The organism is Dysgonomonas reticulitermitis, assembly GCF_054601275.1.
In genome coordinates this window covers 13928-36596 of record NZ_BAAHWU010000021.1, presented here as the reverse complement: position 1 = coordinate 36596, position 22669 = coordinate 13928, and the positions used below count along the sequence as shown (strand labels likewise).

The 22669-nt window shown below is 38.4% G+C and carries 18 protein-coding genes and 1 pseudogene; 6 read left to right on the top strand and 13 right to left on the bottom strand.

Annotated features, from left to right (window positions below; all coding sequences use genetic code 11):
• Positions 1-46 precede the first annotated feature (46 nt).
• On the top strand, positions 47-877 hold the full coding sequence (locus ACYPZI_RS09285) for an outer membrane protein assembly factor BamD (protein ID WP_459600872.1): 831 nt from the start codon (positions 47-49) through the stop codon (positions 875-877).
• An 18-nt stretch (positions 878-895) separates the two neighbouring features.
• Entirely contained in the window at positions 896-1645 is a 750-nt protein-coding gene (locus ACYPZI_RS09280) for an NUDIX hydrolase (RefSeq protein WP_459600870.1), read from the top strand.
• Between the two features lie 231 nt (positions 1646-1876).
• On the opposite strand, the gene ACYPZI_RS09275 is transcribed toward ACYPZI_RS09280, so the two are convergent.
• From ACYPZI_RS09275 to ACYPZI_RS09265, 3 genes are all read right to left on the bottom strand, one after another.
• Positions 1877-2551 (bottom strand): OmpA family protein, encoded by a 675-nt coding sequence (locus tag ACYPZI_RS09275; protein WP_459600868.1) that lies wholly within the window; start codon positions 2549-2551, stop codon positions 1877-1879.
• Positions 2552-2583: 32 nt separating this feature from the next.
• Positions 2584-2913, bottom strand: a complete 330-nt coding sequence (locus tag ACYPZI_RS09270) for a hypothetical protein (RefSeq protein ID WP_459600866.1) — start codon at positions 2911-2913, stop codon at positions 2584-2586.
• Between the two features lie 299 nt (positions 2914-3212).
• A complete protein-coding gene (locus ACYPZI_RS09265; protein WP_459600864.1) occupies positions 3213-3872 on the bottom strand; it encodes a rhomboid family intramembrane serine protease in 660 nt (219 codons plus the stop codon).
• Between the two features lie 117 nt (positions 3873-3989).
• On the opposite strand from ACYPZI_RS09265, the gene ACYPZI_RS09260 reads away from it, so the two are divergent.
• Complete coding sequence (locus ACYPZI_RS09260) at positions 3990-5417, top strand: tetratricopeptide repeat protein (RefSeq protein ID WP_459600862.1); 1428 nt, start codon at positions 3990-3992, stop codon at positions 5415-5417.
• Positions 5418-5473: 56 nt separating this feature from the next.
• Here ACYPZI_RS09260 and nagB read toward each other — a convergent pair whose 3' ends face one another.
• From nagB to ACYPZI_RS09230, 6 genes are all read right to left on the bottom strand, one after another.
• Positions 5474-6283 carry a glucosamine-6-phosphate deaminase gene (gene nagB / locus ACYPZI_RS09255; protein ID WP_459600860.1) on the bottom strand — a complete coding sequence of 270 codons (810 nt, stop codon included), beginning with the start codon at positions 6281-6283 and terminating at the stop codon, positions 5474-5476.
• 83 nt (positions 6284-6366) lie between these two features.
• Positions 6367-8352, bottom strand: coding sequence for a glucosamine-6-phosphate deaminase (locus ACYPZI_RS09250; protein WP_459600858.1), 1986 nt, complete (start codon positions 8350-8352; stop codon positions 6367-6369).
• A 58-nt stretch (positions 8353-8410) separates the two neighbouring features.
• Positions 8411-9232, bottom strand: a complete 822-nt coding sequence (locus ACYPZI_RS09245; RefSeq protein WP_459600856.1) for an ROK family protein — start codon at positions 9230-9232, stop codon at positions 8411-8413.
• A 352-nt stretch (positions 9233-9584) separates the two neighbouring features.
• Positions 9585-10115 carry an REP-associated tyrosine transposase gene (locus ACYPZI_RS09240; protein WP_459600854.1) on the bottom strand — a complete coding sequence of 177 codons (531 nt, stop codon included), beginning with the start codon at positions 10113-10115 and terminating at the stop codon, positions 9585-9587.
• An 80-nt stretch (positions 10116-10195) separates the two neighbouring features.
• Entirely contained in the window at positions 10196-11251 is a 1056-nt protein-coding gene (locus ACYPZI_RS09235; protein ID WP_459600852.1) for a DGQHR domain-containing protein, read from the bottom strand.
• The gene (locus ACYPZI_RS09230; RefSeq protein ID WP_459600850.1) at positions 11248-11868 is read right to left on the bottom strand and encodes a hypothetical protein; all 621 of its coding nucleotides are present in this window, start codon (positions 11866-11868) and stop codon (positions 11248-11250) included. Before ACYPZI_RS09230 ends, ACYPZI_RS09235 begins: the two co-directional genes overlap by 4 nt.
• A gap of 311 nt (positions 11869-12179) precedes the next feature.
• Here ACYPZI_RS09230 and ACYPZI_RS09225 point away from each other — a divergent pair.
• Together ACYPZI_RS09225 and recG are read left to right on the top strand one after the other, a co-directional pair.
• Positions 12180-12332: pseudogene (locus ACYPZI_RS09225) on the top strand (IS982 family transposase); the annotation flags it as partial.
• Between the two features lie 782 nt (positions 12333-13114).
• The gene (gene recG / locus ACYPZI_RS09220) at positions 13115-15211 is read left to right on the top strand and encodes an ATP-dependent DNA helicase RecG (RefSeq protein ID WP_459600848.1); all 2097 of its coding nucleotides are present in this window, start codon (positions 13115-13117) and stop codon (positions 15209-15211) included.
• On the opposite strand, the gene ACYPZI_RS09215 is transcribed toward recG, so the two are convergent.
• The 4 genes from ACYPZI_RS09215 to tsaB form a co-directional block, all read right to left on the bottom strand.
• Positions 15204-16652 (bottom strand): tetratricopeptide repeat protein, encoded by a 1449-nt coding sequence (locus ACYPZI_RS09215; protein WP_459600846.1) that lies wholly within the window; start codon positions 16650-16652, stop codon positions 15204-15206. The genes recG and ACYPZI_RS09215 overlap by 8 nt on opposite strands.
• A 62-nt stretch (positions 16653-16714) precedes the next feature.
• The gene (locus ACYPZI_RS09210; RefSeq protein WP_459600844.1) at positions 16715-18403 is read right to left on the bottom strand and encodes a TonB family protein; all 1689 of its coding nucleotides are present in this window, start codon (positions 18401-18403) and stop codon (positions 16715-16717) included.
• A gap of 18 nt (positions 18404-18421) precedes the next feature.
• Complete coding sequence (locus ACYPZI_RS09205) at positions 18422-18784, bottom strand: BlaI/MecI/CopY family transcriptional regulator (RefSeq protein ID WP_459600842.1); 363 nt, start codon at positions 18782-18784, stop codon at positions 18422-18424.
• A 79-nt stretch (positions 18785-18863) separates the two neighbouring features.
• Positions 18864-19577, bottom strand: a complete 714-nt coding sequence (tsaB, locus tag ACYPZI_RS09200; protein WP_459600841.1) for a tRNA (adenosine(37)-N6)-threonylcarbamoyltransferase complex dimerization subunit type 1 TsaB — start codon at positions 19575-19577, stop codon at positions 18864-18866.
• An 875-nt stretch (positions 19578-20452) separates the two neighbouring features.
• On the opposite strand from tsaB, the gene rnr reads away from it, so the two are divergent.
• Positions 20453-22609 carry a ribonuclease R gene (gene rnr, locus ACYPZI_RS09195; RefSeq protein ID WP_459600839.1) on the top strand — a complete coding sequence of 719 codons (2157 nt, stop codon included), beginning with the start codon at positions 20453-20455 and terminating at the stop codon, positions 22607-22609.
• Positions 22610-22669 lie beyond the last annotated feature (60 nt).

The window sequence follows — 22669 nt, the reverse complement described above, 5'->3', positions numbered from 1 at the left end:
GAAAATAATTTGTATATTGTCGTGAGTTTAAGAATGAGATTTTCGAATGAAGATTATTTACATACACGCCCTTACAATATTATTTATTTTTCTATTAGCTTGTTCATCCGGTGATGACAGCGCTCAATCTCATTTAGATGCTGCCCGAGAGTATTACAAGAAGAAAGAGTTTGCTTTGGCTACTCAAGAAATAGACAGTATAAAAATCCTTTATCCCAGAGCTATAGAACAACGTAAAGCCGGACTCGCTTTGCTTGATTCCGTAAGAAGAGGTGAAAATGCAGATATTATTTACACTTGCGATTCATTGGTTAAGCTATTTGAACCAAAAGTGGAAGATACTAAAAAGATGTTTGTTTACCAGCGAAATAAGCAGTATCAGGAAGCAGGAAACTATATACCCGGAGAGCAGGCTTCTGATTATATCACATCTACATCACTACGTTCCGGAGTCTCAGAATCAGGACAATTATATATAGAAAGCGTATTTATAGGGATGCAAAGACATAATAAATTAAAAGTTTCACTCAAAGACGGAACTTTTACTGAAACACTTCCTGTTACCGATGATGGACTAAATTACCGTTTTTCGAATATGGGGAAAGGATATGAAGTTATTCGTTTTGCCGGAGCAGATGAGAATGGAGTAGGAAAATTCATTTCTTCTAACTCTGATAAATATTTGGCAGCTACCATTGGTGGAGGAGCCGGGAGTTATACGTATACCTTGTCGCAAATAGTTAAATCTGCGATAGCTAAATCATATCAATTATCAGTTATGATGATCCAGCTTGATAGCCTTAAGACCGAAAAGGAAAAAGCTGAATTTCGTATTTACAATTTAGATAATAAAGACAAAAAAACTACAGGTCTTTAATACAAGACTTTAATTCTTATGGAAAAGTATAATCCACTTTATGAACCTTCAGGCTCAGATCAGGATAAATATGTACCTGGTGTAACGATTAGTTGTGTTGCATTTTGCTTCGAGGCCGGAAGCCTGAAATTGCTACTGTGTAAGCCTAAGGAAGAAGCTGAATGGATATTACCGGGAGGGCTGATTGCCCATGATGAAGATGCGGATCAGGCTGCCCATAGAATCTTGAAAGATAAAATAGGAGTGAAACGTCCATTTATGAATCAATTTCATTTCTTTGGGGACAAGGATCGCACAGATGTTGTGGGAATGCAAGGTGTGAGTGAATCGGCTTTTCCCAGATTGATAAACCTCGCATATTATTCTTTGGTTAGAAATGAAGAGATCAAAGAACTCAGATCAAATAAGGATGAACTCAGATGGTTTCGTATAGGCGATTGTTTTTGTATAAATCCAGATCATAAAGAAATAATAGATACTTGCATTTTTACTATTCGTAGGCTAGTTGGATTTTTGCCTATTGGTTATGGACTACTTCCCGAAAAATTCACGATGCCTGAGTTACGTGTTATATATGAAACTATATTAGAAAGAAGTATTGACAGGCGTAATTTTCAGCGTAAGATATTATCGGCAGGGTATGTAAAGCCGTTACATGAGACGCGAAAAATAGGGGGGCATAAATCTCCCAATTTATATACGTTTGACAAAAAGAAATATGAAAAAGCTGCGAAGTTGGGCATACAACTGATGAGCAATAACCTCTGATGAAGATAATAAAAAAAGAGGCTGTCTCAAAAGTATTTTCTTATATCTATTTACATACGCTACGCTCCTGTGACCGTTGGTTGTCATGTTGAACGGAGTGAAACATCTCTTTTCCTGAGGAATGAGATCCTCCGTTGCACTCAGGATGACAAAGAGGATAACACTTTGATAGTGTAATTTTACTTTTGAGACAGCCTCTTTTTTTATTTTATAATTTACCTTATCCAAAGATTATTTACCTTGTTGAGCATCACGTAACATCTTTTCGTTTGGTATGATGTATACCTCTACACGGCGGTTTTGAGCTTTACCTGTAGATGTACTGTTGTCGGCAACAGGTTGGGTGGATCCAAATCCTTGAGACACCATACGGGTGCCGGAAACACCTTTTGTCTGAAGGAAATTGTACACAGCTTGAGCACGTTTTTCTGACAACGGATTATTGATCGCGTCGCTACCGGTAGAGTCTGTATGTCCATAGATTTGCACATCAGTATCAGGATTATTGACCAAAGATGCGGCAAAATGAGAAAGTGCATTCTGTGATGCGGCGTTTAATGTACTGGAATTTGTTGCGAATAGAATACCTGATTCGAAAGTAACTTTTATTGCTTGTCCATCATTGATAGATTCCACTTGCGCTCCATTAATTTTTTCAAGTTCTTTCTTTTGCTTATCCATTTTATTTCCGATGATAGCACCTGCGGAACCTCCTAATACAGCTCCGATACCGGCACCCCAGGCTGCACCTTTACCTCCGCCTATTATAGCGCCGATACCTGCGCCTAAAGCACCGCCTGCACCTGCGCCAATGCCCGTTCCTTTCACTGTGTCGCTAGCACCACAACTAGATAGTATAACCAAGCATGCTAAAATAATAGCTGCTAAAAATGAAAAATGTTTCATAATTAAAAAATTAAATTATTATATGTTTGTTGTCATTCAAAAATCCCGATAGATTCGCAATAAGCTAATTCGCCTTGGATGATAAAGGCAATATCTTCGGACTGGAAATCGTTGATTTTGTCTTTTTTTGTGTTTTTCAGAACATAAGCAATGATTTCATCCTCATCGATATTAACCATCTGGTTCTCATCTGTAGTATCTTCATCCATAAATCCTTTTTCGTCGTAGAATTCATATACGATATCAATAATATAATTGATCTCGTCGTTTGTGTATTTCCCTTTTATCTCTTGAGGAAGATAATTTTGTATGTATTTTACGGCATCATCCTCATCGTATTGTATCAAATCTTTATCGCTCATGTTTTGCCTGATTATGGATATTTGTATAGTTTTATAACAAAAAAACAATAGCTATGTTCAGTTGTTTGACTCCTTTTCGTTAAATAGGTTTAATTTAATAGAGTTTATATTGAATAAGAGTTTATTTTAATTGATTATCAAGTATTTACAAAATAATATATTTTTTAATATACTGAAAATAAGCAGTTTGATATTTTTTAATTATAACTAATTGATAATCATTAGTCTCAAAGTTTATTCTATATAATGTCTAATATTAAAATAAAGTTTGCATTGTTGTCACGACAAATATACATAATTTATTTTCTTTTCCAAACAAGGTAGGCGAGTACTATCAATGGTATAGTCATCAGACCTATGTATATCAGGTTTTTCAATAGCAATTCGGGGGCGAAGGCAATTGTCATGATAAGCCCTACGGCAGCCCCTCCCATGTGAGCGTCATGCCCGATGTTTCCAACATTTTTGAGCATACCGTAAATCGAAAATCCCAGATAAATTATACCAAATATCCATCCGGGAATAGGAATAGGGATGAAGAACATATATAAGTCCATTGTCGGGTATATGGCAATTGCTGCGAAGAGTATGCCTACGACTCCTCCTGACGCTCCTATCGCGCTATAATGATATTCTTTGCGGTGTATCCACAATGACAAGAGACCTCCTCCGACGATGGACAGAAAATAGATAGCAAGATATTGCCATATCCCAAACCCGTATATAATAATATCGGAGAAAAAATATAGGGTCAACATATTGAAAAGCAGATGCATCGTGTCGCCATGCAGTGTTGCCGATGTAATCAGCCGGTCCCATTGTTTCGATTTGCCCAGAATAGCTCCTACATTGAATTTATACCGGTCAAAGAAGGCCATGTCGCTGAATCCTTTGATACTGGTAATCACAGTTAATGCTATAATAACAAGAGGTAATATCTGAGGCAAATCAAAATTCATATATAGTTGCTTTTATAATTGGAACAAAGGTATAAAAAGGTTTTGATTTGGTTGCATTGTGATATTTCAAATAATTCATGTAAATTTGAAACTGTTAATTAGCAGAATATTACTCTTATGAAATCGATTTATATTTACTTATTCCTATTGTTATCTTGTACTTTATCAGCTTATTCGCAGACTTTGGAAGAAGCAAAAGATTTGTATTTGAAGAAAGAGTATGCGAAAGCATTACCGGTTGTTGAAGCTGAATACAAGGCAAAACCTGATGATGCCACTCTTAATCAATGGTATGGGGTTTGCCTGATGGAGACAGGTGGAGACCTTAATAAAGCAGAGGAATGCCTGTTAGTAGCATCTAAGAAGAAGATACAAGAGTCTTTTTTATATCTGGGTGTACTGTATGGAAAAGAATATAAGTTTGCGCAGGCTACGGAAGCATTTGGTAAGTATGAAGCCATGCTAAAGAAGAAAGATGACGCAGCACGTGCTAATCTCGAAGATAGACGAAAAGAAGTATCCCGTATTCACCGGATGGTATCGAATACGGAAGATGTACAGATAATAGATAGTGTAATAGTTGATAAGGATAAATTCCTGTCTGCATATAAGCTGAGTCTCAGCTCGGGGCATATCGATTATTTCCGAAAGGTATTTCCTTCCGAAAAGGCTGCGGACGCTACTGTCTATTTCAATGAAAAGGAGACTAAGATGTATTATTCCAAGCCGGATAAAGATGGTGCATATACTCTCTATTCCAAAGAAAAATTGTTGGATAAATATGGTAATGAAAAGAAGCTGTCCGAAAATAATTTTGGATTGGTGGGAAATGTAAACTATCCATATGTAATGACAGATGGTGTCACTATATATTTTGCAGCTCAGGATGAAGACTCTATGGGCGGTTATGATTTGTTCGTTTCGCGTTACAATATGAATAATGACAATTATCTTGCCCCCGAACGGCTGAATATGCCATTCAATTCCTTATATAACGATTATATGATGGTGGTGGATGAAGAGAAAGGGGTCGGTTGGTTTGCTACGGATAGATATATGCCGGAGGGAAAAGTTTGTATTTATACCTTTATCCCGAATAAAGTAGTGAAAATAATTCAGAGTGAAGATGATGCCTATTTGGCCGGAAGAGCCCGTATTTCTTCCATTAAAGATACATGGGCAAAGGACCGGAAGTATAAAGATTTAATCGCTTTAGCGCGAAAAGTACCTGTTGTAAAAACAGAGGTAACTCACGACTTTGAATTTGTTATCAATGACAAATATACTTATTATAAATTATCTGACTTTAAAAACAGGTCGGCATCGGGCACATATGCAAAGGCGTTGGATTTAATAAAAGACGGGAAGTATTTATCAGATGGCTTGGCTAAGCTTAGAGACTCATATGCTTCTTCACCGGATAATCAGAAACGGAGTATGACGGAGGAAATCTTGAACACGGAGAAGAAATTGGAACGATTACAAACAGAAATTAAAGAGCTGGAAATTCAGGCTCGGAATCAGGAAATACAGTCCCTGAAATGATATGGAATAAAATAGCCGGAAATTTTCCGGCCATTTCTATAAATCTTCGTTTACAATTAGAGTAAACTCGCAGGGTCAAGATTTTTACCCTCTATATCTTTAAAGTAATTATATGTGCCTACTTTCAGTTCGAATGTAGCCATCTCATCGCAAACGATAATCCCTTTCGGATGCATTTGCAATGCTGTGATAGTCCACATCTGATTAACAGCGCCCTCTACTGCCTGAGCCAATGCCCTGGCTTTGTTGTGCCCGTTGACCATAATCAGAACTTCCTTTGCATCCAACACAGTGCCTACACCTACCGTTACGGATGTTTTCGGCACTTTGTTTACGTCATTGTCGAAAAAACGGGAGTTTGCAATGATTGTATCCTGGGTTAGAGTCTTTATGCGTGTGCGCGAAGACAGGGATGAGCCCGGTTCGTTGAATGCTATATGCCCGTCAGGACCTATTCCGCCAAGGAAAAGGTCTACGCCTCCTACAGCCTTCATCTTCGCTTCGTAAGCGGCACATTCTGCATCCAGGTCAGGTGCGTTCCCGTTCAGTATATTTACATTTGCGGGGTCTATATCGATATGGCTGAAAAAGTTCTTCCACATAAAGGTATAATAACTTTCAGGATGATCCTGTGGTAAGCCTACATACTCATCCATATTGAAAGTAACTACATCGCGAAAGGAAACTCTTTTTTCCTGATAGTGTTTGATCAGAGCCTTGTACATTCCCATCGGTGATGAGCCTGTAGGCAATCCGAGTACGAAAGGTTTTCCGGCTGTTGGTTTAGCCGCGTTGATTTTCGATACTACATAATTGGCTGCCCATTGGGAGAGCAAATCGTAATTAGGTTGAATAATTAGTCTCATGTTTTATATTGGTTATGGTTATTGCAAAAAATATAACAAACCTTTCGCGGAAGATCCGGAAAGGTTTGTCACCTGATTTATGCTTATAGGGGATGATATTCCACAAAAGCTTCTATCGCTTCATATGAAGCCATTCCCAGTTGCCTGTATAATTCTGCCGTTGCACGGTTTCTGTCTTCGGAACGTTGCCAGAACAGACGCTCGTCGTTTCCTAAGAATGGAGCGCTTTCCATTTGCGACTGATGCTTCAGGATCGAATTCCTTTTCTTGCGAAGTTCTTCCGGAGAAATAGGAACTGCCATTTCTATATGGTCTATTTCCCACTCGGCCCATGCTCCGCGATACATCCAGAAACGACATTCCTTAAGCCATTCTGCACCTTCGTTTTTCAATTCGTCCACAGCGGCAAGTATTGCATCTAAACATACCTTGTGGGTTCCATGAGGATCGGCAAGGTCGCCCGCTACAAATACCTGATCCGGCTTTACCGACTCAAGATATTTTTTTACGATAATCGCATCTGTTTCCGATATAGGGTTTTTCTTTACGCGGCCTGTTTCATAGAACGGGAGGTCGAGGAATTTAATATTCTCATCCTTCACTCCTATATATCGGCATGCTGTAGTAGCTTCCTGGCGGCGGATATGTCCTTTAAGGAATAAAATATCAGGGGTGTCGACATCCCCTTCTTTCTTATCTTGCATCAAATATTGAAGGATCTCCGCATATTTTTTCTTCAGAGCTTCATTGTCTGCATCGTATTTTTTTCTGACATCTTCCAATAACAAAACGTAGCGTATAACTTCTTCGTCTCCCACTGCTATATTCCCGGATGTCTGGTATGCTATATGAACGTTGTGTTTTTGATCAACCAGACGTTTGAATGTACCTCCCATAGAGATAACATCATCGTCGGGATGTGGGCTAAATACGATTACCTCTTTAGGATACGGTTTTGCTCTTTCAGGGCGATTGGTGTCGTCGGCATTCGGTTTTCCTCCCGGCCATCCGGTTATGGTATGTTGCAGATCGTTGAAAATCTTAATGTTGACATTGTATGCCGATCCGTAAAGAGCCAATAGCTCTTCGAGCCCATTATCTTGATAATCCTTGTTTGTTAATTTAAGGATAGGCTTGTTTACTTTGAAGCATAACCATACAATAGCTCTGCGGGTAAGCTTGCTTGTCCAGTCGCAATTAGTTACTAACCAAGGGCGATTGATACGAGTCAGTTCATACGCGGCATTCAGGTCGATAATGACATTTGCATTTGGGTGAGCTTGTAAACAAGACGCAGGGACAGCATCCGAGATAACTCCTTCCACTACATCCTTCACACTTTTAGATTTGTCTTCACCCCATGCGATCAGAGCGATTTCTTTAGCTTTCATTATTGTCGCGATACCCATAGTTACAGCGCTCGGTGGAACCAGGTCAAGAGAACCGAATGTGTTGACTGCCTCTTTACGGGATTGTTGATCGAGCAGGATCAAACGTGTATGAGAAGATGTGCTGGAACCTGCGATATTAATACCGATGTTTCCCGCACGGCCTAATCCTAATAATAAATAATCAATACCTCCTGCTTCTGTTATTTTTTGCTCGTAAGCTTTACAGTAATTCAGAATTTCTTCTTTCGGTACAGATCCGTCCGGTGAGTATACGTTCTTAGGATCAATATTTACATGATTGATAAAGCTTTCTTTTAATAAACGCAAATTACTGTCGGATTGAGTAACAAGAGGGTAGAATTCATAAATGTTGAATATGATAACATTATTAAAACTTAATCCCTCTTTATGGAAGCGTATAAGCTCGTCATAGATTGTTAAAGGAGAGTGTCCTCCCGGTAATGCTAATACAAATGATTCTCCTTTACTTTGTTTTTCTTTTATTCTGTCGGCAATTTCTCTTGCAATGTGCAAAGAGGCTTCTACGGACGATTCGTAAATCTGTGTAGGAACTTTTTCAAAGCGGGTCAATGCTGACAGTTCAAATTCATTTTCGGGACGATAGTAGCGTTGAGATACCCTGTCCAAAACAATTTGTGAACTTAAATTTAATCTCATGTTAAATTATTTAAATTATTGTATTACTATATTAAAATATTTTCCCCTAAGTTTAATCTCAAACAACCAGAGCCGCTGCTCCCAGCAGATTGATGTTTTCTTTTTTCGAGAGAAGTATATTTACTCTCTCATCAGCATTTTTAAAAGGAAACACTGAAACACATTCATACATCTTTGTTGCAAAAAAATCATATCCGTTTATGATGTCTCCGCCCAAAATAATGGCTTGCGGGTCGTAAGTGAATAAAACCGTTTTTATCAGATTCCCAATATGTGATCCTAGTTCGTTCCACAAAGCTAATGTTTTAGCGTCACCTTGTAGAGCCAACTCATAGGCTTTTTCCGCGGTTGTATTATTTCTTGTAAAGAATTTCTGTCCGCAATAACCTTCATAGTCGGAGTCGAGATAAGGCAAACTGCCTATTTCTCCTGCTCCTGCATTATTTCCGCTATATAATTCATTATTAATGATTATTCCCGCGCCTACGCCTATACTGAGAATGATGCATACAATGTCGCGGTAAATAGTGCCTTCTCCATAATAGCGTTCGCCGAAAGCGAAGCAGTTAGAGTCGTTGTTTATAAATACGGGTACATTAAATTCTTTTTCAAGTATTTGCCTGAGCGGAACATCTTTCCACGGTATATTGATGGTATTTTTAATGATGCCTTTATCAGATTGAATAATGCCGGATACACCAACGCCGATTCCTCTGATATTAGAATTAAAGATACTGTGTATTGAATCCTTTATATGATTTATAATTCTTTCTTGCGATTGGTCGGTCTTGGTAGGGGTTTCGATCTTTCTGAAAATATGACCGCCATCTACGATCCCCAGTCGCATTTTTGTCCCGTTTATATCTATTCCGATTCTCATAATGTCAATATCGTAGGAGGGTAAAAACCGGCCTTTTTGCCTGCATATTTTTATATTTGTTTTCCATCTAATAGACATACAAATATATGCCCGAAAACTCAAATAAAAGAACTCTAAATGTTAATTAACAGATAAGATTCAAAATAAAATCTTAAAAACAGAATAAAGCCGGAACCGGTCGTTGTAAATATACTGATATTTTGGCATGAAACAGGGGTTTTGGTAAGTATTTTGAACACCCGCTGGCGCGGACATCTTGTGGTTGTCTTGCTCGAAGAGCAATCGTTCTTTTTGCTACGCAACACACCCCCTGCTCGCGCGGACTTCCAGTCCGTGTGTTGCGAAGCAAAACTCATTCAATAATAATTACATTTAACAAACCTTTCTCTCCCGAATAATCAACAGCACTGCTATATACATAATCTTCTGCCCGAAAAACCAAACCTCCTTCAACCGGATTATTATGCAAATAGTCCAACTTTTGATTAATAACCTCATTACTCCATAGTTCTATCGGATGGTTTTCTGTTGCCCAAAAACAATTACCTTCTACATCCCTAAATTTTTCCAATAACCACTTTTTGCGACTTTCTTGAGGATTATTACTGATTGCTTTTAATATTTCTCTGGATGTAAAGCCTTTAAAATCCCTCAATATATTTTGTAGCAAACACCCTTCCTCTGTTCTAACAATCAGATGAACATGATTGGTCATTATACACCATGCAAACAGTTCTAAGCCCTTATGGTTTTGGCAAAAATTCAAACTGTCAACCAATATATCTTTATATTCATTACGGGTAAAAACATCAACCCAATCTTTAACAGCAAAGCTGATAAAGTAAAGCCCATCGGGATTATGAAATTTATATCTTCTACTCATAATAGTTATAATCTATTTTTGCTACGCAACACACAGACGGGACGTCTGCGCGAGCACGGGAAATTATATTAATGAAATATTTATTGCTCTAGAGACTCAATAATTAACGAACTCAATTTAGTTTGCTGCTGTGCATTCGACGGGAAATGTTCACTATTCAATTTTAATTCTTTTTTATCAAGTAGATCTTTAAACCTTTCAAAACAATAACTGAAAAAGCTCTCCGTTAAATCGTCTCTTTCGTCCCCCTTCTTATACATTTCATTAAAAGCTCCTATTATAGCCCCGAATCCAGTAGTTTTCCATAAAATATTATCTTTTGGATTTTCCCATTCAGAAGGAAACGTATTTTTTAAAGCATTGAATAGGTTTAATAAAATTTTCAATATATATTGATCTTGTTGATTAATAAAATACTCTCTTAAAGGCAATGATTTATCATCTTTAAGCTCTTCATTCTTTTTAATTAATCGACTATCTAAATCAGGATTTTTAGATATTAACCTTAATAAATACTGAACAAATGTTCCCTGAGATAAGACGGCAATTGCTTGATCGTCTTCCTTTTTTCCTAACATTTTTAATCTGTTATAAAATGGGGATTCCTCCATCTTATTTAAAGAACGAGCTATTTCATGAGCTGTTTTTTGAGGGCTTCTATGTCTTGATAAAGCAAACAAATCATAAATTAGACTCATACTTACTTTTGTCTGCTTACTGTTTATAATTGAAAAAACATATGCTTTCTCTTCTTCAATCAAATTAAACATTAATATGATGGGTAGCTCAAATCGATTTGCATATCCAGACTTGGAAATACCTTTTAATCTATGTTGACCATCAATAACTTCTCCAATTATTCCTATTTCATCAATTAAGAATCCCTCGTCTACTATTTGTAACCCTGCATTAGGGTATACACTTATTATAATAGGGGTTGGGAATGTCGCATCAGGATCAGAACAATAATCAGCTATCTCGTTTATTCTATATTGGGATTCTTCTCGTTGTATGCCTTTATCTTTATCATCAAATCTAGATCTTACTTCAACAAGATTATTTAAAATATCGGCTCGAATCGCCGAAATATAAAAAGTACCGATGGGCTGTTCTATTTTTATAAATGGTATTTTCATATTTTATTTCCTTTATTATCTGTTGTTACACTTTCTAAATCATTACTAAGAGAGTCTCTTGCCTCATCGTCCATTTCTCTATAATCGTCGTTCAAATCTTTGTATTTCTCTTTATTTAAATCCAGTCTACTAACATTAAATGCATATAATGCTAGTATAATTGCAATTATAAAGAATATCAATTGACAAGTATCAATTGAATAATCAAGTGAGGACAAGCTTTCTATGTCGTAACTATTTGTAATGGATGTCGAATAAAATATTCCTGCAAAGAATAATGCAAAGATCAATATCGTAATTAATACAATTTTGATTGATTTAAAATGTGTAGGACTATTTTCCACAAAATTAATAAATAATGGACTTAGTAATGATGCTATTAAAACAATCGAAAATGTATAGAAGCTACCATTAATACTTTCTAAATATATTGATTGAATGAACGATAACTCTCCATTTAGAACACGTATAATAAGATTTATTATTGTCCCAATTTGGGAAGCTAGTATCGTAAACATAAACCATACGAAAAAAATCAATTTATTATTAGGTATGATTGTCCATGGCTTTAATAAGCCCTTCCAGAATGTGAGTTTGCCTTTGTTATTTCCTTCCATAACTAAAACTTAGATTATATTTTGTAAAATCAGATTTCCCGATACTCCCTAATCTTCTCCTCACAAATCCTCTTAGTAACCTGAGTTCCGTTTAAGAAAATCAATAAGAAAGTTGGTAAGTAAGAAATGATTTTGTATCTTTATAGTTGATAATCAATAAATTAAACAAATATATGAGCTTACTTACCAACGATAAAATTACGGAAATTTTCTGTGCGGCAGACGAATTTTGTAAAGAATATTCACAAGTTATTAAAGAAAATCGCACTTTATCCATCACAGACGGGAAGAGACATCGAAATCGTCAGCATGAAATGTCCGACAGTGAGATAATCACGATTCTCATTTTATACCATTTTGGCACGTTCAAAAATTTCAAACATTACTATTTCCATTACATCAAAGTACACCTGCGCAAAGAATTTCCCAAACAACTCTCCTACAATCGTTTTGTTGCCATCGAATGCACAGCGCTCGCGCAGACGTCCCGTCTGTGTGTTGCGTAGCAAACCTTTTGCTCTATCGAGCAAGACACGGACTAGAAGTCCGCGCCAGCAGGGGCCCCCCTCCGCTCGCACAGATGTCCTGTGCTTGTTGCACAAATGTCCGCACCAGCGAGGGAACTGAGATACAAAATTGAAAGCAAACTGCAACTTTTTTTCAGGGCAACCTATCAAAAAAGTGAAGAATGAAACGTTGTTTGGCGCCGGTTTTATCTATAATAGATAATTTGAAAATTTGAAAATGGCGCGAAGCGACAAAGGCTATAAGCTAACGGCTAACAGCTAATGGCTAATTGAGTGTGGAGTTTGTTACATTTTAGTTAAAAAGTTACGAGTAGACGAGATACGAGGTACAAGTTGTTGACTGTTGACTGTTGACTGACTACTGACTACTGGCTACTGCTGACTGTAGAGGTTTGTTACTTTTTAGTTAAATTCTGGTTTGTCATGCTGACGACAGGAAGCATCTCCTGTCTCTCGGAGATCGAGATCCTTCCCTGCGGTCAGGATGACAAAGAGGGTAGCCGCACGAGCAAGGGGCTAACAGCTAACAGCTAATGGCTAATTGAGTGTGGAGTTTGTTACTTTTTAGTTAAAAAGTTACGAGTAGACGAGATACGAGGTACAAGTTGTTGGCTGATAACTGATAACTGCTGACTGATAACTGGTTTTCGCGCCTCTGTTTTTTAGGATTGTACAAAAATCCCTATCTTTACCTGAAATATTTGAGATAAAGCATTTTGATGGCTGATTTTTCGCAAACGGATATTACATATTTGGCAGGGGTAGGCCCAAAGAAGGCCGAAATACTGAATAAGGAGATCGATGTGTTTTCGGTTGAAGACTTGCTTTATTATTTTCCATATAAATATATCGATCGCAGCCGGATTTACTTTGTTCACGAAGTAGATGGCAATATGCCCTATATTCAACTGAAAGGGCGGATTACGGCTTTCGAGACATTCGGCGAGGGACGGAAAAAGCGGTTAGTCGCTCATTTTACCGACGGCACAGGCTTTATCGATCTGGTTTGGTTTCAGGGAGCCAGGTTCATTGAGGATAAATATAAGGTAGGTCTGCCATATATTATATTCGGTAAGCCGACCATGTTTGGCGATAAGTTCAATATTGCCCATCCTGATATCGATCCGTACATCAATGAAGAAGAGCGTCCTTCGGGTTTGATGCCATACTACAACACGACAGAAAAAATGAAGAACCATTTTCTGAACTCGAAAGCAATTCAGAAAATCATGGCTGTGGCGTTTTCGTCTGTTGTAAAAAATCTACAGGAAACACTCCCCGAAAAGGTGATACAGGAAGCACGGTTGATGGATTTGAAATCTGCTATGCGGAATGTTCACTTTCCCGAAAATGCTTCTTTGTTGAGGGAAGCCCAATACCGGTTAAAGTTTGAGGAGTTGTTTTATATTCAGTTGAATATCCTTAAATATACGGCAGAACGTAAGTCGAAACTTAAAGGTTTTGTGTTCTCCAAGGTGGGAGACTATCTAAACTCTTTTTACGAAGACAACCTTCCCTTTCCTCTGACAAATGCGCAAAAGCGGATCATCAGGGAAATAAGGCAGGATATGGCGACAGGGGAACAGATGAACCGCTTGTTGCAGGGCGATGTCGGTAGCGGTAAGACCCTTGTGGCCCTGATGTTGATGCTGATAGCACTTGATAATGGTTTTCAGGCTTGTTTGATGGCTCCGACTGAAATACTGGCTACTCAACATTTTATTACCATTCAGGAATTTTTGCAAGGCTTGGATGTAAACGTGGAGTTACTAACCGGCTCTACCAAAAAGTCGGATAGGGAACGGATACATAGTTCTCTCCTTACCGGAGACTTGCAAATACTTATCGGCACTCATGCACTGATAGAAGATACGGTACAATTTTCGAATCTGGGTCTGGTTATTGTAGACGAGCAACATCGCTTTGGTGTAGCTCAGCGAGCAAAGCTTTGGCGTAAAAATGTAAATCCTCCTCATATTCTGGTGATGACGGCTACCCCTATTCCCCGTACATTGGCGATGACGGTATATGGCGATCTGGATGTGTCGGTTATTGACGAGTTGCCTCCGGGACGTAAACCCATTCAGACCATTCATCAATATGACAAAAAGCGAGGCTCTCTTTATGATTCGACTCGGAAACAGTTGCAGGAAGGGCGACAAGTGTACATTGTTTATCCGCTGATAGAAGAAAGTGAAAAACTGGACCTGAAAAGTCTTGAAGATGGATTTGAACATATAAAAGAAGTGTTTCCCGAATATACGGTCTGCAAGGTACACGGTAAGATGAAACCGAAAGAAAAAGAGGCTGAGATGCAACGCTTTGTCCGCAACGAAGCGCAGATAATGGTTGCGACCACTGTTATAGAAGTCGGGGTGAATGTGCCTAACGCTTCGGTAATGATTATCGAATCGGCTCAACGCTTCGGACTGTCACAGTTACACCAGCTCAGGGGGCGGGTAGGTCGTGGAGCAGACCAGTCATATTGTATACTGGTTACTCCATACGAACTGTCGGCAGAAACGAGGAAACGTATCGATATTATGGTAGAAAGCAATGATGGTTTCGAAATAGCTGAGGCCGACCTTAAATTGAGGGGGCCGGGCGATTTGGAAGGAACACAGCAAAGCGGTATTCCGTTCAACTTGCGGATAGCAAATCTTACCCGCGATGGTGAAATCCTTCAATTTGCCCGTGAAGTAGCCCAAAAAGTGCTGGATGATGATTCGCAGATAGAGAAGCCCGAAAATCTGATCTTGCGAAAGCAATTGCGCAAATTGAGCGGAAACAGATATAATTGGGGATTGATTAGTTGATTTTCAAATCTTTTTCTTCTAATACTGTAATTTTCCCGTTTTCTTCTTTGGTAATAATGGCTTTCCCATTTTCTTTCGAGATTGTCATTTTGGTATTATCCTTTTCGATAACGATCGGTTGAGATTGCTTTTTGCGGCTATTCTTTTTCCCTTTTTTCAATTCGAGAATATGCTCATCCAGCGCTTTGATTCTCTTTTCGGAGTCTTTAATTCTCCGCACGTTGTCATCATCTTCCGTTTTTTTCTTCAGACTCTCTACATAGTCAGATAGGGCATTCCGATAATAAGTATAGTATGTCAATGCATTTTGCGGGTCGTCGAGCCGGTCGTCGTATATATTGGCAACAGTGTAGTAAATATTCATTTGATTGTACTTGCTGTAATTCAGCGATCTGAGGTGAGCCTCGGCAGCTTCTTTGTATTGTCCGCTCTTTTCATAAGATAAGGCAAGGTTTTTATTACAGGAATATAATATGCTACTATCCGGTTTTAACCGGTCCAGCAGCCTGTTGAACAGAGGAATTGCTTTTTTGTGATCGGCCATTTGCATAGATGAGGTAGCAAGAGCAAAAAGAACCGTATTATTTGTTGTATCCTGCCTGAAAGCTTTGTCCAGATATACTTCCGAATTATAAAATTTATTACTCATGAAATAGGAAAGTCCGAGGTTTCGGTTTAACAAAAGGCTGGTGTCGCCTCTTTGTTCGCATACGAGGAAGCGGTTGTTTGCTTCTTCATAGTTTTCTCCGGCATAGTATAATAAAGCATTTAACAGATTGACTTGATGATTGGTGGTATCCATATCCATAAATGTCTGGGAGCATTCCTTGCCCTCGTTTAATAATCCGTATTGTAAATAAATATTGGTCAGGCTGGCAGTGGAAAATGCGTCTAATGGGTTTTCAGCTAATGTTTTTCTGTAATAGAATATGGCGCTATCGACTACATTCATCATCTCATAGCATTGGGCGATTTGTTTCAGCGTGTTGGCCGATTTACCCTGATCGTAGATTACATAAAACAGTTCGAGCGCTTTCTCGTATTTGCTTTGCTGAAACAATAGTTCTGCTTTTTGTATTTTGAAATAGATGTTGGCGGAATCTATCCGTATTAGTTCGTCGTAACATTCGACGCTCGCTTTGCGGTTGGCTATCGCCTGATAACAGGTTGCCAGTTCGGATAATATTTGTACATCGTCCTTATACTCTTTGTCGAGAAGTTCCAATATAAATATAGCCTTTTGGTATTCACCCAAAGCCTTATTGCATAATGCTTTTTGAAAAAGTAATTCCTTCGTTGGTTCTTGCGCTTCTATATATTCCGACGCCTGTTGGTATTGGAAGTTTTTCAGTAATTCGGCTAGGTGGTTTTCTTTGTTTTGAGAAAAAACAGAGAAAACGCAAATTGTCAATAAGCTTGCAAGGATGATTAGTCTTTTCATATAGTGCAGAGTTAACTAAAGAGCAGGCGTTAATACCCGCTCTTCGGTTAAATGAAAGGTCTTTATTTTACAGAAGGTTTGCTAATTGCTGTATCATCCTTCAACCGGAACTGGATAGGTAGATTAAAATATACAGGAACTGCAATGCCGTTTTGTTTTCCCGGTATCCATTTCGGCATACCGGAAACTACTCTTACAGCTTCCGCATCGCAATCAGGATCGATACCTCGTATAACAGTTACATTTGTTATGGTTCCGTCATCTCCTACAATAAACCGTAAGGTAACGCGTCCTTGTATACCTGCCTTTTGTGCTGTAACCGGATATTTAAGATTTTCCCTGACAAACTTTTGCATTTCAGCTTCACCTCCCGGAAAGGTTGGCATTTGCTCTACTGTAATGAAAGGTTTCTTCGTGTCTTTCGGGTCTCCCTTTTTTACTTCGGAAACGGTAATCTCACTTCCATAACCAACTACTACTATTGTGTTTTTATCAGGATCTCCTATGATAAATTTTTGTGATCCGGATAATTTGAATATTATAGGTATCGCGTAGCTTGCATCTACATTATTCCCATTAAGCTTGGCCGGTATCCATTTCGGCATGCTTTTTATTACACGTACGGCTTCTTTGTCGAGCGCCGGATCTGCTTTTTCAATAACACTGATATTAGATATTTCACCTGTGCTTTTTACTATAAAACTAACCAATATTCGTCCTTGCGTACCAGCTTCCTGAGCCGTAACAGGGTATCGGAGGTTATCTCTGATAAATTTATTCATTTCATCTATTCCTCCGGGAAATGAAGGAAGCTGATCTACTTGGTTTTGAGGCCTGTCAAACAATTCATCTGTTGCCGCCTTTATCAGATCCGGAGATGCCTGTACCGCGTTGCCTAAGAGTAGTATAGCTCCTATTGGAACAATTAGTAAATACTTTAAAGATGCTGCGATCGAGCTTTTTTTCTTGTTCATCATGGTTATTCGTTTTTTAAGTTGCGATATGTTGAAGTTATTAATGAGTGAGAACCCTGTGTTTTTATTAGATACTTGCAGAAGAATATATTGATATTCTTTTAAGTTGTATCCCCGATTGAGAACCTCCTGATCGGCGAGGTATTCGAGATTTATCTTTATTTCCTTTTTTATAAGCCAAGCAAACGGATTCCACCAGAAAAACGCGCATAATAATTCTGCCGTCAGATTGTCTATCGAGTGATATTGCCTGACATGAGCCTGTTCGTGAGCGATGATTTCTTTTAATCTGTGTGTGTCGCTATCTTCGGTATTGACAAAAATCCAATTGAAAAATGAGAACGGTGATAGCTGATTAGTCTTCATTTTTACAATCCTGTATTTTTGTATTTTTTCGGATTCGCAACCTGATCTTAATTTAATAATGCTTAATAACTGTATAATGAATTTGATCACACAGAAAGCCGAAATGATACATATACCTGTAAGTATGATGTTTTGAATATTTACCGGAGACGATTGTGTTTGCTCTTGTATTTCCGGCGTTATGTAAAAATCCGAAAGCCAGAAGGTGGGTATCTGTGCGGGAGCTTGGTCTTTTATCGGTATCTCTATATTAAAGGTTGGGAAGATCAATGAGAAAATTATAGCAAACAGAAAATAAAACCGTCTTAGCCTCAGAAAAGTATCTGCACGTAAGCATAGCATATATACCCCATAGAATATGGCTATAGAGATGGAGGCTTTTATCAGATATAAAATAATTGTGTTATCCATGGCTCGTTTCGATGATGATTACTTTTTGCCTTTTTCTATCATTTGCATAATTTCCTTGAGTTCTTCCGATGAAATTTTCTCCTCCTTAACAAAGAACGATACTAATTCTTTGTAAGAATTTTCAAAATAGCTCTTCACCACGCTCGACATGAATACTTTTTTGTACTCGTCTTCTTTTATTCGTGGACTATATACCCATACATTTCCGTATCTCTTTGAATTCAAATATCCTTTTTGCTCCAGATTTCTTACAACGGATGCTACTGTGGTATAAGGAGGCTTGGGATCGCTCATTTCATTTACAATATCTTTCACTACACACTCTTGTAGTTGCCAGATGTATAGCATAACTGTTTCTTCCTGATGGGTCAATTTTTCCATAAAATTTTATTTGCGTAATATTACTAATATTTCGTAAATATAGTGATAGTTTTTTATAAACAAAATATTTCTGTCTTTTTTAAGACTTTTTGTTTAGATCAGATAAGACTTTATTCTTAGGGGTAGTAGCCACAAATTCTTTCAGGTAGAACGGTTCGAAGTATGCTACATCTACAAATTCTTTTTTGTTGAAAGCTTCCTCTGCTAGCTCAACCATGTCTGTGGCTTTGGGATATATGTCGTCCAAAAATTGAGCATTTGGATGATATAGTACAGCCTTACATTTCTCTGCACCATTTCCAAAAAACAGTATTTGCCTGCCGGCTAAAAACTCAGAGAATGAATTTTCATCTATAATGTCGGCCGATACAGAACGTAATTCTTGTAACGAATTGTCATATACTGTGTCATATACCTCCATTCGTCTCGCGTCTATCATCGGGCAAAGGAGTGTGTGCTTTTTTGCCTCGCCTTGTTCAAGAACTCCATGAGCCATAATCTTTAATGTATGTATAGCGATAAGTGGAATGTTCAGCCCATAACAAAGACCTTTGGCTTCCGATACGCCAATGCGTAATCCGGTGTAAGAGCCCGGACCACAACTTACAGCAACGGCATCGGGTTTAGTGTTTGCTTTTCTCAACTCCTCGATAGCCTCATTGACGAACTGTCCCAGAAGAACAGCGTGCGAAGGGCCGTTTGTCTCTTCTTTATAAAATATAACCTGACTTCCGTTCGATACGGCAACAGAGCATACTTCGGTAGCTGTTTCTATACTTAATATATATGGCATTGTTTTTCTTTTTTTTGATAGAGAACAAAATTACATATTTTCTTTAATGATTATCCGCGAACTTACCACAAAAAACGATGTGATGATATACGTATGTCAGTAGTTAGTAGTCAGTAGTCAGTAGCCAGTCAACAGTCAACAACTTGTACCTCGTATCTCGTCTACTCGTATCTTTTTAACTAAAATGTAACAAACTTCTACAGTAAACAGTAGTTAGTAGTTAGTAGTTAGCGCTCAAAACTTAAAACTCATAACTTTTTAACTCCTGCTTTTCATTTTAACTAAAATGTAACAAACTTCTACAGTTATTTTTTAGCTGTTAGCCGATAGCTTTTAGCCGTTAGCCCCTTGCTCGCGCGGCTACCCTCTTTGTCATCCTGACCGCGGGGAAGGATCTCGATCTCCGAGAGACAGGAGATGCTTCCTGTCGTCAGCATGACAAACCAGAATTTAACTAAAAAGTAACAAACCTCCACAGTTAGCAGTTAGCAGTCAACAACTCGCCCCTCGTATCTCGTCTACTCGTAACTTTTTAACTAAAATGTAACAAACTCCACACTCAATTAGCCATTAGCTGTTAGCCGATAGCTTATAGCCTTTGTCGCTTCGCGCCATTTTCAAATTTTCAAATTCGCTAATTTGCTAATTATCTATTATAGATAAAACCGGCGCCGGAGAATGTTTCACTTTTGGCTCCGCCGATTTTGCCTCGCCTTCGCTTCGGCGATTGATAATTCAATTCATTTCTTACTTTTCACTGGATGTATGCAGATAATAATTAATTCTTTTTTGTACATTTGAATGCATAAAATGTTAAAACAAACAACCTTTTCGTTGTGAAAGTTGTTGATATATAATATAAAGTAACAATACATATGAGTAAGAAAAATGTGACACACAATACCGACAAACAAAAAACCAAAACGGATATAATAAATTCAGTTGTCAATTTCTTTAATAAAAATTCCGGAGAATCATTTAGCCATAAGCAGGTGGCGGAAAAGCTTGGTTTTAAAAAGCCCGCCGAAAAGCAGTTGATCGTAAATATCCTTTACGACTTACTGGATGATGCTTTTATTGTAGAGACTTCACGAGGGAAATATAAATCGAATAATAGAGGCTTGTTTCTTGAAGGAACTTTTGAAAGGAGGAGTAATGGCAAAAATTTCTTTGTGCCCGATGGCAGAGAAGAAAGTTCCCATGTATTTATCGCTGAGCGCAACTCGGCTCATGCCATGAATGGCGACCGGGTAAAAGTGCAGATGCTGGCTAAACGTAAAGGCCGTGATTCGGAAGGAGAAGTTGTAGAAATATTGGAACGCAGGCAGGTAACTTTTGTCGGCACGTTGGATGTCCAGAAGCAATTTGCCTTTTTGGTATTAGATAGTAAGATATTGGCCAACGACATATTTATTCCGAAAGAGAACCTGAAGGGCGGAAAAGATGGAGACAAAGCTTTGGTTGAGGTTGTAGAGTGGCCTCAACGAGCTAAAAATCCAATAGGGAAAGTACTGGACATTCTTGGTCAGGCAGGAGAAAATAATACAGAAATGAACGCTATCCTTGCCGAGTATGGACTCCCGTATAAATATCCGGAAAAGGTAGAAGCCGCCGCTAGTAAAATACCGGAGGAGATAACTGCCGAAGAAATAGCTAAGCGTGAGGATTTCAGGAATACGATTACTTTTACTATCGACCCCCGTGATGCCAAAGACTTTGATGATGCCCTGTCCATTAAAAAGCTGAAAAATGGCCGTTGGGAAATTGGTGTGCATATTGCCGACGTGACCCACTATGTGCAGGAAGGAGATATTATAGACAAGGAGGGTGAAAGCCGTGCTACATCTATTTATCTTGTTGACAGGACGATACCGATGCTTCCCGAACGTCTTAGTAACGGGCTGTGCTCATTACGTCCGAATGAGGAAAAACTATGCTATGCCGCTATTTTCGAGATGGACGACGATGCCAATATAAAGAAACATCGCATTGTTCGCACGGTGATAAACTCTGACAGGCGGTTTACATACGAAGAGGCTCAGACTATAATAGAAACCGGAGAAGGGGATTTCAAAGAAGAAGTCCTGAAACTGAACGATCTGGCGAAGAAACTTCGTGCGAAAAGGTTTGATAACGGGGCAATCGCTTTTGATCGCCATGAAGTCAGGTTCGAGATTGATGAAAAAGGTAAGCCGGTAAGCGTATATTTCAAGTATGCAAAAGAATCCAATAAGCTGATAGAGGAATTTATGCTGCTGGCCAATAAAACTGTCGCCGAATTTGTAGGAAAAGTTCCAAGCAATAAAGCAGCTAAAACTTTCGTCTACCGTATTCATGATGTGCCGAATGCCGAAAAGATGGAGAATCTATCGGAGTTTATCTATCGCTTCGGCTATAAAATAAAAGTGGATGGAAGTAAAACGGCCGTATCAAAATCTATAAATCATTTGCTGGATGAGGTAAGCGGTAAGCCGGAAGAAAATCTTATATCTACTATTGCTATCCGCGCTATGGCAAAAGCTATTTATTCGACCGCGAATATAGGCCATTATGGTCTGGCTTTTGACTATTATACTCATTTTACATCGCCTATACGTCGTTATCCGGATATGATGGTTCATCGCTTGTTGACTAAATATCTGGATGGAGGTCGAAGTGTAAGCAAGACTCTTTATGAAAGTAAATGCGAACATAGTTCGAGTATGGAACAATTGGCTGCGAATGCAGAGCGCGCCTCGATAAAATATAAACAGGTGGAATATATGTCCGATAAATTGGGACAGGTGTTCGATGCTGTTATATCGGGAATTACCGAATGGGGATTGTATGCGGAAATCAATGAGAATAAATGTGAGGGAATGGTTCCTATACGCGATTTGGACGATGATTTTTACGAATTCGATGAGAAGAATTATTGTTTGCGTGGGCGCCGCAATAAGCGGACCTATAGTTTAGGTGATCCGTTAAAAATTAAGGTGGCCAGAGCTAATCTGGAACGTAAACAATTGGATTTCGCATTGGTAGAAGATTGAATCTATTGCTTTTAAGACGTAATTATATTTTGTTTTTATAAATTAATTTATTATTTTCGA

Coding starts and splice junctions, on each gene's coding strand:
- ACYPZI_RS09285 (WP_459600872.1), top strand. CDS start 47: ATGAAGATTATTTACATACACGCCCTTACAATATTATTTATTTTTCTA.
- ACYPZI_RS09280 (WP_459600870.1), top strand. CDS start 896: ATGGAAAAGTATAATCCACTTTATGAACCTTCAGGCTCAGATCAGGAT.
- ACYPZI_RS09275 (WP_459600868.1), bottom strand. CDS start 2,551: ATGAAACATTTTTCATTTTTAGCAGCTATTATTTTAGCATGCTTGGTT.
- ACYPZI_RS09270 (WP_459600866.1), bottom strand. CDS start 2,913: ATGAGCGATAAAGATTTGATACAATACGATGAGGATGATGCCGTAAAA.
- ACYPZI_RS09265 (WP_459600864.1), bottom strand. CDS start 3,872: ATGAATTTTGATTTGCCTCAGATATTACCTCTTGTTATTATAGCATTA.
- ACYPZI_RS09260 (WP_459600862.1), top strand. CDS start 3,990: ATGAAATCGATTTATATTTACTTATTCCTATTGTTATCTTGTACTTTA.
- nagB (WP_459600860.1), bottom strand. CDS start 6,283: ATGAGACTAATTATTCAACCTAATTACGATTTGCTCTCCCAATGGGCA.
- ACYPZI_RS09250 (WP_459600858.1), bottom strand. CDS start 8,352: ATGAGATTAAATTTAAGTTCACAAATTGTTTTGGACAGGGTATCTCAA.
- ACYPZI_RS09245 (WP_459600856.1), bottom strand. CDS start 9,232: ATGAGAATCGGAATAGATATAAACGGGACAAAAATGCGACTGGGGATC.
- ACYPZI_RS09240 (WP_459600854.1), bottom strand. CDS start 10,115: ATGAGTAGAAGATATAAATTTCATAATCCCGATGGGCTTTACTTTATC.
- ACYPZI_RS09235 (WP_459600852.1), bottom strand. CDS start 11,251: ATGAAAATACCATTTATAAAAATAGAACAGCCCATCGGTACTTTTTAT.
- ACYPZI_RS09230 (WP_459600850.1), bottom strand. CDS start 11,868: ATGGAAGGAAATAACAAAGGCAAACTCACATTCTGGAAGGGCTTATTA.
- recG (WP_459600848.1), top strand. CDS start 13,115: ATGGCTGATTTTTCGCAAACGGATATTACATATTTGGCAGGGGTAGGC.
- ACYPZI_RS09215 (WP_459600846.1), bottom strand. CDS start 16,652: ATGAAAAGACTAATCATCCTTGCAAGCTTATTGACAATTTGCGTTTTC.
- ACYPZI_RS09210 (WP_459600844.1), bottom strand. CDS start 18,403: ATGGATAACACAATTATTTTATATCTGATAAAAGCCTCCATCTCTATA.
- ACYPZI_RS09205 (WP_459600842.1), bottom strand. CDS start 18,784: ATGGAAAAATTGACCCATCAGGAAGAAACAGTTATGCTATACATCTGG.
- tsaB (WP_459600841.1), bottom strand. CDS start 19,577: ATGCCATATATATTAAGTATAGAAACAGCTACCGAAGTATGCTCTGTT.
- rnr (WP_459600839.1), top strand. CDS start 20,453: ATGAGTAAGAAAAATGTGACACACAATACCGACAAACAAAAAACCAAA.